The 14697-nt window shown below is 63.4% G+C and carries 13 protein-coding genes; 7 read left to right on the top strand and 6 right to left on the bottom strand.

The window, feature by feature from the left end; genetic code table 11:
* The 5 genes from ACE3TU_RS04650 to ACE3TU_RS04630 form a co-directional block, all read right to left on the bottom strand.
* Nucleotides 1-1453: HAD-IC family P-type ATPase (locus ACE3TU_RS04650; RefSeq protein WP_374620819.1), on the bottom strand; the 1453-nt coding region annotated here is incomplete at its 3' end.
* A gap of 41 nt (nucleotides 1454-1494) precedes the next feature.
* Entirely contained in the window at nucleotides 1495-3261 is a 1767-nt protein-coding gene (locus ACE3TU_RS04645) for an oleate hydratase (protein WP_374620817.1), read from the bottom strand.
* Nucleotides 3262-3288: 27 nt separating this feature from the next.
* Entirely contained in the window at nucleotides 3289-4155 is an 867-nt protein-coding gene (locus ACE3TU_RS04640) for a 3-hydroxyacyl-CoA dehydrogenase (protein WP_374620814.1), read from the bottom strand.
* Nucleotides 4152-4649 (bottom strand): thioesterase family protein, encoded by a 498-nt coding sequence (locus tag ACE3TU_RS04635; RefSeq protein WP_197426847.1) that lies wholly within the window; start codon nucleotides 4647-4649, stop codon nucleotides 4152-4154. The genes ACE3TU_RS04640 and ACE3TU_RS04635 overlap by 4 nt, the downstream gene beginning before the upstream one ends.
* Nucleotides 4646-5269, bottom strand: a complete 624-nt coding sequence (locus ACE3TU_RS04630; protein ID WP_050746444.1) for a TetR/AcrR family transcriptional regulator — start codon at nucleotides 5267-5269, stop codon at nucleotides 4646-4648. The genes ACE3TU_RS04635 and ACE3TU_RS04630 overlap by 4 nt, the downstream gene beginning before the upstream one ends.
* Before the next feature lie 155 nt (nucleotides 5270-5424).
* On the opposite strand from ACE3TU_RS04630, the gene ACE3TU_RS04625 reads away from it, so the two are divergent.
* From ACE3TU_RS04625 to ACE3TU_RS04615, 3 genes are read left to right on the top strand one after another with little or no spacing between them, the layout of a single operon-like run.
* Nucleotides 5425-6513 carry a catalase family protein gene (locus ACE3TU_RS04625; protein WP_035219810.1) on the top strand — a complete coding sequence of 363 codons (1089 nt, stop codon included), beginning with the start codon at nucleotides 5425-5427 and terminating at the stop codon, nucleotides 6511-6513.
* A 40-nt stretch (nucleotides 6514-6553) separates the two neighbouring features.
* Nucleotides 6554-7165: a hypothetical protein gene (locus tag ACE3TU_RS04620; RefSeq protein WP_374620810.1), complete on the top strand. Its 612-nt coding sequence runs from the start codon at nucleotides 6554-6556 to the stop codon at nucleotides 7163-7165.
* 3 nt (nucleotides 7166-7168) lie between these two features.
* Complete coding sequence (locus ACE3TU_RS04615) at nucleotides 7169-8542, top strand: Dyp-type peroxidase (RefSeq protein WP_050746443.1); 1374 nt, start codon at nucleotides 7169-7171, stop codon at nucleotides 8540-8542.
* A gap of 217 nt (nucleotides 8543-8759) precedes the next feature.
* On the opposite strand, the gene ACE3TU_RS04610 is transcribed toward ACE3TU_RS04615, so the two are convergent.
* Nucleotides 8760-9659: a LysR family transcriptional regulator gene (locus ACE3TU_RS04610; protein ID WP_374620807.1), complete on the bottom strand. Its 900-nt coding sequence runs from the start codon at nucleotides 9657-9659 to the stop codon at nucleotides 8760-8762.
* A 138-nt stretch (nucleotides 9660-9797) separates the two neighbouring features.
* On the opposite strand from ACE3TU_RS04610, the gene ACE3TU_RS04605 reads away from it, so the two are divergent.
* The 4 genes from ACE3TU_RS04605 to ACE3TU_RS04590 all read left to right on the top strand — a co-directional run bounded on the left by ACE3TU_RS04605 (nucleotide 9798) and on the right by ACE3TU_RS04590 (nucleotide 14593).
* The gene (locus ACE3TU_RS04605) at nucleotides 9798-10571 is read left to right on the top strand and encodes an SDR family oxidoreductase (protein ID WP_374620804.1); all 774 of its coding nucleotides are present in this window, start codon (nucleotides 9798-9800) and stop codon (nucleotides 10569-10571) included.
* 509 nt (nucleotides 10572-11080) lie between these two features.
* A complete protein-coding gene (locus ACE3TU_RS04600; RefSeq protein ID WP_160788156.1) occupies nucleotides 11081-11407 on the top strand; it encodes a DUF736 domain-containing protein in 327 nt (108 codons plus the stop codon).
* Nucleotides 11408-11915: 508 nt separating this feature from the next.
* Complete coding sequence (locus ACE3TU_RS04595; protein WP_374620801.1) at nucleotides 11916-12611, top strand: VIT family protein; 696 nt, start codon at nucleotides 11916-11918, stop codon at nucleotides 12609-12611.
* A 2-nt stretch (nucleotides 12612-12613) separates the two neighbouring features.
* The gene (locus ACE3TU_RS04590) at nucleotides 12614-14593 is read left to right on the top strand and encodes a cation-translocating P-type ATPase (protein WP_023513020.1); all 1980 of its coding nucleotides are present in this window, start codon (nucleotides 12614-12616) and stop codon (nucleotides 14591-14593) included.
* Nucleotides 14594-14697 lie beyond the last annotated feature (104 nt).

The raw sequence follows: 14697 nt of genomic DNA, 5'->3' as shown, positions 1-14697 counted from the left end.
ACATCGGCGTCGCAAGCCCGAGCGCGCAGGGACAGGCAATGATCAGCACGGAAACGGCGGCGATCAGGCCATGCGCCAGCCGCGGCTCCGGCCCCCATACACCCCAGGCCGCGAAGGCGAGCAGCGCTACGGCGATGACGACCGGCACGAACCAGCCCGACACCTGATCAGCCATGCGCTGGATCGGCGCACGCGAGCGCTGGGCATCCGCGACCATCTGGACGATGCGAGCCAGCATCGTGTCGCGCCCGACTTTTTCCGCCCGGATGACGAGCGCGCCGGTCTGATTCAGCGTCCCTCCTACGACCGCTTCGCCGACTACGCGCGTCACCGGCATGGATTCGCCGGTCACCATCGATTCATCGATCGATGAGCGCCCCTGCTCGACCACGCCATCCACCGGCACGGTTTCCCCGGGCCGGACCCTGAGCCGCTCGCCGATCGCAATCGCCTCGACCGGCACATCTTCTTCCACACCGTCTGCCCCGATGCGTCGTGCGGTCTTCGGCGCGAGATTGAGAAGCGCGCGGATCGCGCCGGACGTCTGTTCCCGGGCGCGCAACTCCATAACCTGACCAAGCAGCACCAGCACGGTGATGACGGCGGCCGCCTCATAATAGACCGCGACCGCGCCATCAGCGTCACGGAAAGCCTGCGGGAAGAGCTGCGGCGCGAATGTCGCGACGATGCTGTATCCCCAGGCGACGCCGGTCCCCATCGCGATCAGCGTGAACATGTTGAGGCTGCGGTTGACGATCGACGCCCAGCCACGCGCGAAGAACGGCCATCCGGCCCACAGCACCACCGGCGTCGCCAGGGCGAACTGGATCCAGATCGAGATGTGCATCGGCACCAGATGGTGCAGCGCCGGGATCAGGTGGCCGCCCATCTCCAGCAGGAACACGGGCAAGGCGAGCGCGAGGCCGATCCAGAAGCGCCGGGTCATATCGGCAAGTTCGGGACTGGGTCCGGCATCCGCCGCCGCGATCAGCGGCTCCAGCGCCATGCCGCAGATCGGACAACTGCCCGGCGCGTCCCGGCGGATTTCCGGATGCATCGGGCAGGTCCAGATCGTGCCCTCCGTTACGGCTGCCGTTAACGCCGCAACGGGGTGATGCTCATGGCGATCAAGTCTATGGGTGTGGCTAGGGTGGGAATGATCGCCATGGGTAGCAGCACCCTCATGGTGCGGCTCGGCATGCGCTACCCGTGCTGCATAATGCACGGGGTCGGCGTCGAACTTCGCCTTACAGCCGGCCGAGCAGAAGGCGTAACGCTCGCCTTCATACTCAGCCTTGTGAGCGGTCCTGGCGGGATCGACCACCATGCCACAGACCGGATCATGGTCGACGTGACCGGACGGCGTTTCGCCGTCCGGCTCATGATGGTGATGATGGCCGTGCGCCCCAGTCACCTCGGCGGCGCGTTCGCTCTTCTGATCGTCGTCGGCCATTCATCACCTTTCACACGCCGCGCGTGCCTTCCGGTCTTTGTTCACTCCTCGATCAGATGGAACTCTTCGAGCAGCTTGGCGATCTCCGTGCCTTCGAGCTTCTTCATCAGCAGCTTGCGCAGGAAGGCCGGTCCGGGAAGATCGATGCCCTTGCCGTCCCGCAGCGGACCGATCGCAGCAAGAAGTGTACGAATATCATAGGTCGAGTTGAAGACCTCCGGCACGCCGCGCTCGACATTCATCAGCGTGTAGACGGCCTCCATCGGGGTTCTCACCGAATATTCCGTGGTGAAGATGCAGTCCCGCTGCTTCGATTCCGCGAACTGGCCGATGAAGGCGAAGTTGACCGCGCCCTCCGGCACCACGTCCGGCCGGTCACCCGCCTGGCGCGGCATGAAGAAGGCGGTAATATAGGGCATCATCGTGGGAACGGTGCTGGCGCCGGATGCCGCGAGTTCGGGAATGTCCTCGACCGGCACGCCGAGGTGATAGAGCCATTCCTGGGTGATCTCCTCACCGGTGCATTCCTGCATCGGCTTCTTCACGAAGTCGCCGGGGCAATCGACAAAGAGCGCGTAGAACCAGGCGATCATCTGATCTTTGGGCTGCTTCTTGAAATGCGGCTGGCGATGAACCGTCCAGCTCAGCAGCCACGCCGAGTCCTTCACCGTGACGATACCGGCGGAGACGATCTTGCCGGTAAAGGGGTTCCGCTTGGTGATCTTCTCGACATAGGCCGGAATGCGGGCGTCGAGGGCAGTGATGGAGGCGGAGGCCCATTTCGTCTCCGGGATATGGGCGCCGAACACGTCGGGGCGGCCGAAGGCCGGATCCTTCGCGGCGATGCGGCGCCACAGGTCCCAGGCCGGCGCCGGTCCTTCATTGAGCTTCGCCGGCGTCCTGTGGTCGCCATTGTCGGAATTCTCGGTCAGCGAGCCGATCGTGATGAAGACGAGATCGTCTGGCTCGAGATCGACGCCGCCTTCGACGCCGCGCTCTTTCCAGTGAATGCGGGTCGCTTGCTTGCGGCCGGGCTGGATGTCGAAATCGACATCGGTGACCTCGACGCCGTAGCGGAACGTGACGCCGTGATCGGTCAGCCACTTCACCAGCGGCAGGACCATCGATTCATACTGGTTATAGCGGTTGAACTTGAGCGAGGAGAAGTCGGCGAGACTGCCGATATGATGGATGAAGCGGTGCAGGTAGAGCTTCATCTCCAGCGCGGAATGCCATTCCTCGAAGGCGAACATGGTGCGCCAGTAGAGCCAGAAATTGCTTTTGAGGAAGTCTTCGCCGAAGACCTCGTTGATACGCTTGTTCTCCATCTCCTCGCGCGTCGCGAGGAAGACCGAGAGCAGGTCCTTCTGGGCCTTGTCGTTTAGCGTCAACAGCGCTTTGTCGGGCACGTCCTGGCCCTGGTTCTGCGTCGTGCGCTGGAGCGAAAAGTTGGGATCGTCCTTGTTGAGCCGGTAGAACTCGTCGAGCACGCTGGCGTCCTCGATCTCCAGCGAGGGGATCGAGCGATAAAGGTCCCACAGGCACTCGAAATGTTCTTCCATTTCGCGGCCGCCGCGAATGACGAAGCCCTTTTCGGGCACGTCCAGACCATCGAGCGCGCCACCAGGGATTTCCAGCTCTTCAAGGATGGTGATGCGGTCGCCGGAAACGCCGCCGTCGCGGATCAGGAAGGCCGCGCCGGCAAGCCCCGCCAGCCCCGAACCGACAAACCAGGCCGTCTTCTTGTCGGCGCCCTCGGGCTTGCGGGGACGCACGAAGGCTTCATAGTTTCCGCTGCTATAGTGCATGGCGAACTCCTGTTCTTCTTGTTGGGATCAGTCTGCGGAGGGCTTGTAGCTGTAGAAGCCTTCGCCCGAGGCGATGCCGAGCCTGCCCTTGTCGATGTAGTTTTCCTTCAGCCAGGCGGCGAGCGACTGAGCATGCTCGTCGCCATGCGAGAGGATGTTGTAGGGGGTGTTCAATCCGATGATGTCGTAGATCTGGAACGGCCCCATCGGCGCGCCGGTGGCGATCCGCCAGACCTTGTCGACATCTTCCGGCTCGGCATAGCCGCCGGCCGCCAGATCGGCGGCCGCGTTCAGGAGCGGCACCAAAAGCGAATTGAGGACGTAACCCGCTTTCTCCTTGCGCACCGGGATCGGCACCATGCCGATGGCGGAGGCGAAGGCGATCAGGGCATCGAACACGGCCGGATCGGTGTCGTCCGTGCCCATCACCTCGGCGGTGTTGAACTTCCAGATGCTGTTGGCGAAGTGCAGCGCCAGAAACCGATCCGGTCGGCCGGTGTAAGCCTTCAGGTCGCTCGGCAGCAGGGTCGAGCTATTGGTGGCGAAGATCGTCCTGTCCGGCGCGAGCCCCGCCAGTTTCTCGTAGAGCGCCTGCTTGATCGAAAGACCCTCCGGAACCGCCTCGATCACGAGGTCCGCGTCCGCGACGGCCGCGCCGAGATCGCTCAGCAGAGCGATCCGCTTGAGCGCCCCGGCCGCCTTGCCGCCAGCCGCGCCCGACACCTCGTTCGTGTAGGTTTCGACGAGCGCCGCCAGCCGTGCGCGCGCCTGTTCGAGCGCTTCCTCGCTGATGTCGTAGGCGACAACATCGAAGCCGCTATAGGCCGTCTGGAAGGCGATCTGGCTCCCGAGGACTCCCGTGCCGAGAACCGCCACTTTCCTGATATCGCTCATCCAATTTCCTTCTGCGCGGTATCGTCACTTAGAAACGGAGCCGCCACCTCCACCGGGACGCGGGCCAGCTTGCCGGTTTCCCGATCGACCAGGGCCCATTGGGTCAGCGAGGCGACGATCGTCCGGCCGTCTTCGGCATGGAATTCGACACATCGTGCATAGCGGGCACCCCGCGGCGCTCGGACGACCCAGGTGATCGCACTGACCTCGTCTCCCGCCCGGACATTGCCGCGATAGTCCACCTCATGGCGCAGCACGACCGCGACGAACCGGTCGCGATCCTGCGGCCGCGCGGCCGTCAGCCAATGCGCCACCGACGCATCCTGAATCCAGGTCACCCAGACCGCATTGTTGACATGGCCGAGTTCGTCGATGTCGGCGTCCCGGGCGCGGAAGCGGATATGGAAGCGCCGATGCTCATCCACCTCGCCGACGAGCGGGTGTCCGTGCTCATCGCAGCCGATGCGTCGACGATCTGAAACGATCCCGCTCACGAATACGCCTGCTCCTCATGCGACGAACCCAGTCCTGCCATGGCGCGGAAGAAGCCGACGAGCATCTCGTCGCGCGGCATGGCGCCTTCGACATCGCCCTGCACCGCCAGTCCCATCCAGAGCGCGTAAAGACCGATACCGGTCTGCATCGGCGGCAAGGCCGGACGAAGTGCGAAGCGTTGCGTCAGATCGGCGACGAGCTCACCGAACATCCGATAGCAGGCCGCCTTGCCCTCCCGGTGCCGCTCGGCGAAAGCCGGATCGCGCCGGGCATGGAGCTGCAATTCGATCGAGAGCAGTGACCATTGTGCCTCGTCGGCCAACTTCGCGAGCCGCGCGGCCAGCACCTGCAGCGTCGCCTCGATATCGTCGCCGGAGCAGTGCGCGACCAGGTCGCGAAGCAGTGTGACCTCGTCCTGGATATGGCTTTGCAGGATCTCGACCAGCAGATCATCCTTGCTGGCGAAGTTCGAGTAGAAGGCGCCCTGCGAATGCCCTGCGGCGCTGCAGATGTTGCGAATCGACATGGCAGCGACCCCCTCCTCGATAATCGAGGAATGCGCGGCCGCGATCAGCCGGTCCCGCGTCTGGCGCTGCGTGTCCTTGCGCGTAAGCGGCATGGGTTCGTTCTCCAACCAACGGGCGAGACGTGCGAAACCTTTTCGGAGGTTCCGCGTTCTCAGTGAAACCAGATATCAACTGATATCCTAAATCAACGGCGATTTCGACTCGAAATCGTTCCTGGGCAACGAAATCTCAGTGTGAAGGAGCGCTCTTGGCTCAAACCTACATTGGCTATTCCCCGGACGTGGAGGTTCTCGGCGAGGACGAGGAGCGGCTGACCGCCGAGATCCTCGAGATCATGGCCACCACCAACCGGCGGGCCTTCGAGCGTCATCGCCACGCCGTGCGCGACGCCCATGCCAAAAGCCATGGGTTCCTGAAGGGCGAACTGATCGTTCATGAACTGCCCTCGCATCTGCGCCAGGGCTTGTTCGCCCGACCCGCCAACTATCCGGTGGTGATCCGCCTCTCTTCGGCGCCGGGCGACATCCACTCCGATACCATTCCCGCGCCGCGTGGCATGGCGATCAAGGTGATCGGTGTCGATGGCGAGCGGCTTCTCCCCGAAGACCAGGGCCACAACCAGGATTTCCTGCTCGTCAACATCCCGACCTTGAGCTTCGGCACGATCGGTAAATATCGCCAGCTCATCAGCCTTCTGGAGAAGAATGCCCAGAACCCGGCCTTTCTCCAGCGAGCGATGGCTGGGGTCGCGCGCGGCGTGGAGGCGGCAGTCGAAGCGGTCGGCGTCGAGCCCGGCGCCACGCTGCGCGGGCTCGCTCGCGACAATAACCATCTGCTGGGCGAAACCTATCATTCGATGGCGGCGATCCGCTTCGGCGACCATATCGCCAAGATCAGTGCCGCGCCGTTCTCCGACAACGTCCGTGCACTGACCGGCAAGGATGTCGGCGCGGTTGAGGATTCCACCATGCGCGATCTGGTGGTTGAACATTTCCGCGAGCAAGGCGCAGAGTATCAGCTCCGTGCTCAGCTCTGTGCCGATCTCGACAGGATGCCGGTCGAGGACGCCGCCGTGCTCTGGCCGGAAGACCTTTCGCCGCACCAGCCGATCGCGACCCTGCGCATCCCGCCACAGGAGGCCTATTCGCCGGCGCGGCGCGTCTACGGCGATGATGTGCTGTCGTTCAATCCCTGGCACGGTATCCGCGATCATCAGCCACTCGGCTCGATCATGCGCGTGCGCATCGCCGCCTATGAACGATCCACCCGCTACCGCCACGAAATGAACGCGCAACCGCGCGTCGAGCCGGCGAGCATCGACGTCATTCCGGACTGACGATCCGATCGTCACACGCAATCACGAAAGGAGGCCAGCCATGGCCGAGACCGAAGAAACCCCGCAGATCGATGAAACCCGCTTGCAGGCCATCCGCCGCCGCATCGAGGAAGTGGTTGGCGATGCGCCACAGCTCGCCAAGCTCGCCCTCGAGCAGATGGTGACGAAGCATAATCCCGACCTCAAGGGCACAGCCGGCTCGGCCGGTCGCGTCGGCGCGCAGTCCGGCAATGTCTCCGAGCTCACCGCCATCGCCAACCTCAAGCCCGGCGGCGCGGATCGGCTGAAACGCATATTCGGGCTGGTGAACGACAATTTCGACGGGGCGCAGAAGGTCGGCACGCTGCACAACATGCGGTTCGTGTTCTTCGACAACGACACCCGCATCCTGTTCGCCACCGCCTATGACGGCGACTGGGACACCTATATCAACGACTTCGCCACCAAGATCCCCGATCTGATGGACCTGATCTTCGCCTCGGTCGAGGGCTGGCCGGGCATCGCCAGCCCCGAGGTCAAGGACTTCATCGCCGAGCATCAGATCACCGCCGCCGGCTGGTTCGTCGCCAATCCGCAGGTCACCGTCGTCGATGTGCGCCGGCTCCAACGGCTCGAACATGCCGTCAACGAATTCCTGGACAAGGTGGGCTGAGCCATGGCGATCCTTCAGAAACTAAAAGAGCACTTCTCGCGGGATAGCGTCACGCTCGACCTGCAGGACATCCAGGCGCTGATCCTCAGAAGCCGGCCGGAACCCTATGTCGGCGTTCACGCCATGCTCCATTTCGACGAGGCAGCGGGAGCCCGCAATCTTCTCGGCCGGCTGGCACCGCATATCGCTTCGGCCGACAATTGGAGCGAGGATCTCGATTTCTGGATCGGCGCTGCGCTCAGCTTCGAGGGTCTGAAGGCGCTCGGCGTTCCCGACGCCCAGCTCAAGACCTTTCCGCTCCCGTTCCAGCAGGGCATGGCCGCACGCGCGGAGCAGCTTCGCGACTTCGGACCCAACGCGCCGGAAAACTGGGAAGACGTGTTCAAGCCGGGCAACTGCCATCTCGCGCTGACCATCTACGCGGTCGACGATGATGCGCTCGACAAGGCGCTGGCGACGGCGCGCACCGAACTCGACCGGAGCAGCGGCGTCACCTTGCTCGGCGAGCATCGCTTCGGCGCGCCGGACGGCGCGAAAAACCCGTTCGGTTTCCGGGATTCGATCTCCCAGCCCGCAGTGGAGGGCAGCGGCGTTGATCCGCTGCCAGGCGAGGAGCGGCCGATCAAGGCCGGCGAATTCATCCTCGGCTATGAGAGCGAGAACGGCCAGCCGCTCGGCATGCCCGAGCCTGCGGTTCTCGGAAGGAACGGCACCTTCGTCGTAATGCGCAAGTATAACAGCCGGGTCGGTTGCTTCAACGCCTTCCTCAAGGCACATGGCGACACGCCGGAGGAACGCGAGCGCCTTGCCGCCAAGATGTTCGGGCGCTGGCGCTCCGGCGCACCCTTGACGCTGGCGCACGATCACGACGATCCCGACCTCGGCGCCGATCCGCAGCGCAACAACGACTTCACCTTCAAGGACGATCCCAAAGGCCGCGTCGTGCCGCTCGGCTGCCATATGCGACGGCTCAATCCCCGCGATTCCGAGTTGACGCTGCTCACCGACGTCAACATCCACCGCATCATTCGCCGTTCCTCGACCTTCGGGCCGGTTTATTCCGAGGATGTGGGGCCTGAGGACGATGCCAACGGCGATCGCGGCCTGTTCTTCATCTTCATCAGCGCGCGTGCCTACGACACGATCGAGTTCATGCAGCAGGAGTGGATCAACCGAGGCAATTTCGTCGACCTTGGCGAAGAGCGCGATCCGATCGTTGGCCTGCATGAGGATGATGGCCGGTTCACGATCCCGCAGGCGCCGGCGCGCAAGCGCATCGACGGTGTGCAGACTTTCAATGTCATGAAGGGCGGCGAATATCTGTTCATGCCAAGCCTGTCCGCGCTCAAATGGCTGGCGGCCGGGAGCTGGGGTTAGGAACCCGCCGGTCAGTCGTTGGCCTTTGTGAAGATGAACGTGCAATTCATCAGGATCGCTGCGTTCGGCCTCACCATGATCTTTGCCAGTCGCGTCTGGCCCGATCGGTAATCCTGACGTCTGCAAAAACTGCCTCTAACGCATGATCGGCGAGGACGCTTCGGTCATCCGGACCGCTTGAGCGCAGGCGTTTCGGATCCCGGGTGGCTTTTGCTCTTCATAAGAGCTTGTCCTTCAGCAGCGTCTCAAGCCAATCGGCAAATACCTGCAGCCGGTGTGAAAGGTGCTGGCGGTGGGGATAGAGTAACGTCATAGGCATCAGCTCGGCTCGATGGCCGGGCATCACCTCGACCAATTCTCCCGCCTCAAGATGCTGTTTCACGTCATAGGCTGGGATCTGGATCATGCCGAGGCCTGCGAGGCAACAGGCGATGTAGGCCTCGGCGCTGTTGACAGTGACCCGCCCGCGCAACGGAACCCGATGCAGCTTCCCTTGCTCCAGCCACTCCCAATCCTCAACACGGCCGCTGGTCGGAGAAGCATAATTGACCGCCCAGTGATCTCCCAGATCTTCAGGAGAGCCTGGCGTGCCATGCCGCGTCACATAGGCTGGGCTGACGACGTTGATCAGTAGCAACTTTCCAATAGGCCGCGCGATCAGGCCTGAGTCGTTGAGCGGCCCCACACGCAGCACACAGTCGATGCTGTCTTCGACCAGGTTCACCGAGCGGTCGGTGACGCCGAGGTCGATGTCGATCTCGGGAAATTTGTCGAGGAAGCCGGGCAAAGCCGGCGCGATGATCAGACGCCCGATCCGCCCCGGGACATCGACCCGCAGCTTGCCCGACGGTTTGGCGGCGGTCTGCCGGAAAAGATTTTCCGTATCCTCGACGTCGGCGATGACCCGCTGGCAGCGCTTATAGAAGGCGATGCCGTCCTGTGTCGGGGAGACCTTGCGGGTCGTGCGGTGTAGCAGCCGCGCCCCAACCCGTCCCTCCAATTCCTGAATGCCGGCCGATACGGAGGACCGCGGAACGCCCAGCGTGTCGGCCGCGCGGGTGAAACTCGCACATTCAACGACACGCACAAACATGCGGAACAGATCGACGCGGTCCAAACAGTCAGAACTCCAATTGTGCTGATTTTCTGACAAGTGATGTCAGAATGATCAGCTTTATTGGCCAATCCTAGCGGATATGGTTGCTCAACAAAAGCGGTCGCCGGTGCGATTGCAGCCCGGCAAAGGAGGCCGTCCATGACCGATCACAGCATCAAAGGCAAAACCGTCATCATCGCCGGAGGGGCGAAGAACCTCGGCGGACTGATCGCCCGCGATCTCGCCGCCCATGGCGCGAAAGCCATTGCGATCCACTACAACAGCGCCGCCAGCAAGGCGGATGCCGATGCGACCGTTGCCGCCGTCAAGGCTGCGGGCGCGGAAGCGGTGGTCTTCCAGGCCGACCTGACCAGCGCCGGGGCCGTCGAGAAACTGTTCGCCGATGCTGTCGCCGCCATCGGCCGTCCGGACATCGCCATCAACACCGTCGGCAAGGTACTGAAGAAGCCCATCGTCGAGATCAGCGAGGCCGAATATGACGGGATGAGCGCCGTCAACTCCAAGACGGCCTTCTTCTTCATCAAGGAAGCCGGCAAGCACCTGAACGACAACGGCAAGCTGGTGACGGTCGTCACCTCTTTGCTCGGCGCCTTCACGCCCTTCTATTCTAGCTATGCCGGCACCAAGGCTCCGGTCGAACACTTTACCCGCGCAGCCTCCAAGGAGTTCGGCGAGCGTGGCATCTCAGTGACGGCAATTGGTCCAGGTCCGATGGATACGCCGTTCTTCTATCCGGCCGAAGGCGCCGATGCCGTCGCCTACCATAAGACCGCCGCAGCTCTGTCGGGATACTCGAAGACCGGCCTCACCGACATTGAGGACATCGTCCCGTATATTCGCTTCATGGTCTCTGACGGCTGGTGGATGACGGGCCAGACGATTCTCGTCAATGGCGGCTACACCACGAAATAGAGTCCTATGTAGTTCTCGATTACCTCCCTGAAGCGCCGTATGGGCAGAGCCATGTCTTGGCGGGGCACCGGACATTCGGCGCGGCGATCTCTTTCAGGGCGACGGGAGGTCAGGAGGCAGCAACGTTGGCTTGGCGGGAGGAGACGAAGCCGCTGAACCCTGCCGTGGCGCCGGCTTTTCGGTGCGGGAGGGCACCATTTTCTCCGTTGTCTGACCGTGCCTCGATCGCTCCAAACGGTCTCTCCAATGGCCTGATCTGGCTGAAGACCGGCTTCGCCTCGATCGCCTATGCCGCAACAGCCGCGTCAAACTTTCTTCCCCTGCCGGCTGCGCCGTCATTCCGCGCGCAACAAGAAAGCCCTCCTTGGCTGTCTAGCCCCATTCTCACCCCCAGCGCGCAACTGCGCCGGGGACCCTGAGCAAGGGGTGCGCCGTCGATCGCCTCCGGCCTGCCGATCGCCATCGAGACCGCATGGTGCGGGCTCGGGAACGGAAAACGGAGATTTACAATGGCGACCATCGGCACCTTTAAGAAGACCGGCTCGAACGAGTTCACCGGCGACATCGTCACCCTCAGCGTCCAGGCCAAGAACGTGCGCATCGTCCCCGACCAGCGCGCCGCCGGCGAGAACGCCCCCAGCCACCGGGTCCTGGTCGGCCGCGCCGAGATCGGCGCCGCCTGGTCCAAGCGCTCCAACGAGGGTCGCGACTATCTGGGCCTCAAGCTCGACGATCCGAGCTTCAACGCCCCGATCTACGCCAACCTCTTCGACGACGAGGGCGAAGATACCTTCTCGCTAATCTGGTCCCGCCCCAACGGCAGGCGCGCCGACTGAGGCTCCCCCGCAAGGCCCCGACCCAAAGGTCGGGGCCTTCATTCAGAACGACCGAATCAGTTTCACTGGATCGCTCCCTAGCGACGGAACCAGCAGCGCCTTTTGGCTCGCAAAATAAGCCAAGAACGACTATTATAGTCGTAGTTCTGGCGATGGCGATGGCAGTACCATCGGTACGTCGCCGGAGACGGAATTGGACTAGCGATGGTTGCCTTGCGAGTAGGCTTAGCCTCGAAGCTGTCTATCTGTGGGTGACACCGGGTCGTCCGGCGGGCGAGCGATCTTGGTCTTGATCGCAGACCTGCCGGGATCCGGTGATCGCCCAATGGCCGTAGACCGTGTGGTTGGCTAGTGAGGTTCCAAAGGCCGGTTGTATCTTGAATTAGTCCTTTAGTTAGAATAATTCTAAACTGAACATTTTTCTGCGTTTTCCTTCCATCACGGAATGAGGTTGCGTCGACGCAGCATCATCCCGCTGCACACACAATCACTGCTCGGAGCACCATTCATGCGCGCCCTTCACAAGGAAAATCATCTCATCGAACGGATAGGCTGGCTTCGGGCGGCTGTACTGGGTGCCAATGACGGGTTGATCTCGACGTCGAGCCTGATCGTCGGTGTCGCCGCGGCGACCAACGCCTCGCATGAGATCCTTGTTGCCGGTGTTGCCGGTCTGGTGGCCGGGGCGATGTCGATGGCGGCGGGCGAATATGTGTCGGTCAGTTCGCAGGCCGATACCGAGGAAGCCGACATGGCGCGGGAACGGCACGAGCTGGCGACGCAGCCGGAGGCCGAGTTGGCCGAACTCGCGGCAATCTACGAGCAGCGCGGCGTGGCCCCAGAGCTGGCCCGGCAGGTCGCCGAACAGATGATGGCGAAGGATGCCTTCGAAGCCCATGCGCGGGATGAACTCGGATTGGCGAGCCATGTGATGGCAAGACCGGTTCAAGCTGCGCTGACCTCGGCGGTCACGTTTGCGGCGGGTGCGGTTTTGCCGTTGATCGTCGCCCTGCTTGCGCCGGCCGGAACGGCTGCATGGACCGTGTCCCTTGCTTGCCTCATCGGTCTTGCCATCCTCGGCGCAATCGGGGCACGGGCGGGCGGCGCCAGCATCTGGAAACCGACTATCCGGGTGGTGTTCTGGGGCGCTGTCGCGATGGCCTCGACCGCATTGATCGGTTCCGTGATCGGCCGGGCGGTGTGACGATGAAACGTCTGTCGCTCGATTTCCAGACCGTCATGTCGGCAATTGCGGTCCTCGGGATGATGCTGGCCGTCGCCGGGACCTGGCCGCCGGCGGAAGGCCTTTCCATTCTAAGATCTCCCGGTCTGGCGATGGTCTATTTGGCCGGAGGACTTCCCGCCACCTGGAGCGCCCTGACGGCGTTGTGGCGCGATCATATCCTCGACATCGATCTTCTGATGGTCGTCGCGGCCGTGGCGGCGGCGATCGTCGGGGCGCCGTTCGAAGGCGCGGTGTTGCTGACGTTGTTCAGCGTGTCGACCACGCTTGAGCACCAGGCATTGGGACGCGCGCGCAGGGCTGTTGAGGCGCTCATGGCGCTCCGGCCGGAGACGGCTTTCCGCAAAGGAGAGGACGGGACCACGGTGGAGGTTCCTGCTGCGGAGCTTGCCGTCGGCGATGTGGTGGTGCTGCGTCCGGGCGCACGCGTGCCGACCGACGGTGTGATCCTGCATGGCCGTGGCGGAATCGACGAAGCCAATATCACCGGTGAGTCGATGCCGGTCTCCAAGGAACCGGGCGAGCAGGTTTTCGAGGCGACCGTCAATCTTGACGGGGTCCTTGACGTGACCGTCACCAGGACGGTCGGCGACAGCACGATCGCGCGCATGATCCAGCTCGTCACCGAGGCGCAGGAAGCGAAGGCGCCGTCCGAGCGCTTCAGCGCGTGGTTCGGCCAGCGTTATACGGTCGGTGTCCTGCTGGGCTCCGCTCTGGCCCTTGCGGTCTTCTATTGGCTTGGCCGCGACTGGGAACAGGCCCTCTACAAGGCCGCGACACTCCTGGTCGCCGCCAGTCCCTGCGCGATCGTCATCTCAGTCCCGGCAGCGATCCTGTCGGCGCTCTCCGCCGCGGCGCGAGGCGGCGTGCTGTTCAAGGGGGGCGGTGCGCTCGAAACGCTCGCCGCTGTCGATACCTTCGCGTTCGACAAGACCGGGACCCTGACCAATGGACGTGCAGAGGTTACGCGCATTGTCGCCCTGGATGGTGAGGATCGCCGTTTCCTTTCGCTCCTTGCCGGGCTGGAAGCGCATTCCGAGCATCACATCGCTGCCGCCATCCGTCGTGAGGCCCTGGTTCATGGCGTTGAGCCGGTGGCGGTCGTGGACGTTACGTCGCATCCGAGCGCCGGCATCGTCGGCTACGATTCCTTCGGCCCGATATGGGCCGGCAACGCTCACCTCGTCGAGGACATGGGCGCCTCCGTCGATGATCCGGCGTTCCGTGAACTCGCCGACAGTTCTCAGACCGTGGTCTATCTTGGGCGCGGTGCGACCGTTCTGGGGGCGGTCAGTGTTGCGGACGAAGCAAGAGCCAGCTCAGCCCCGGCGCTGGCCGCGCTCCGCGCCGGTGGCGTCAACCGCATCGTGATGATGACCGGCGACCGCAGGCCGGTGGCCTTGCGCATCGGTACGGAACTTGGCCTTGCGCCCGGCGAGGTTCATGCCGAGATGCTGCCGCAGGACAAGGTGCTCCAGGTCGGCGACCTCGCGCGTGATGGCAAGGTCGCTTTCGTCGGCGATGGCGTCAACGATGCCGCCGCATTGGCTCGCGCCGACGTCGGCATCGCCATGGGCGCGGCGGGGTCGGACGTCGCACTGCAGGCCGCCGACGTCGCCCTGCTGTCGGAAGACATGAAGAAGCTGGCCGATGCGCACCGGCTTGCACGGCGGACGGCCGTCATCATCCGACAGAATCTCGTCCTCGCGATCGGCGCCATGCTGGTACTTGTGACCGGCGGCCTGTTCTTCGACCTGCCGCTTCCGCTCGCGGTGATCGGACACGAAGGCGGCACCGTTCTGGTCGTGCTGAATGGCCTACGCCTCCTGTCGGACCGAATCCGCGCCACCGACGGCTATCTCCACCATTCTCGTCAATATGAGTTCCAGGATCAAACGGGCAGCACGTCCGGATCGCGGGCGACCTCGCCCACCACACCATGATTGGACCCAGTGCTGATTGGGCGGCAGCCGGACCTTCCCTGTCCTAAAAACCGCAAAGGGACACCGATGCTGACTTTGACATCGCTCGGCGCGCCACCGCATCC

Origin of the sequence: Devosia sp. (genome assembly GCF_041917035.1) — a bacterium.
Taxonomy (GTDB): domain Bacteria; phylum Pseudomonadota; class Alphaproteobacteria; order Rhizobiales; family Devosiaceae; genus Devosia_A.
Note: the sequence above shows the minus strand (reverse complement) of the source record. Positions and strands in the feature narration are given on the sequence as shown.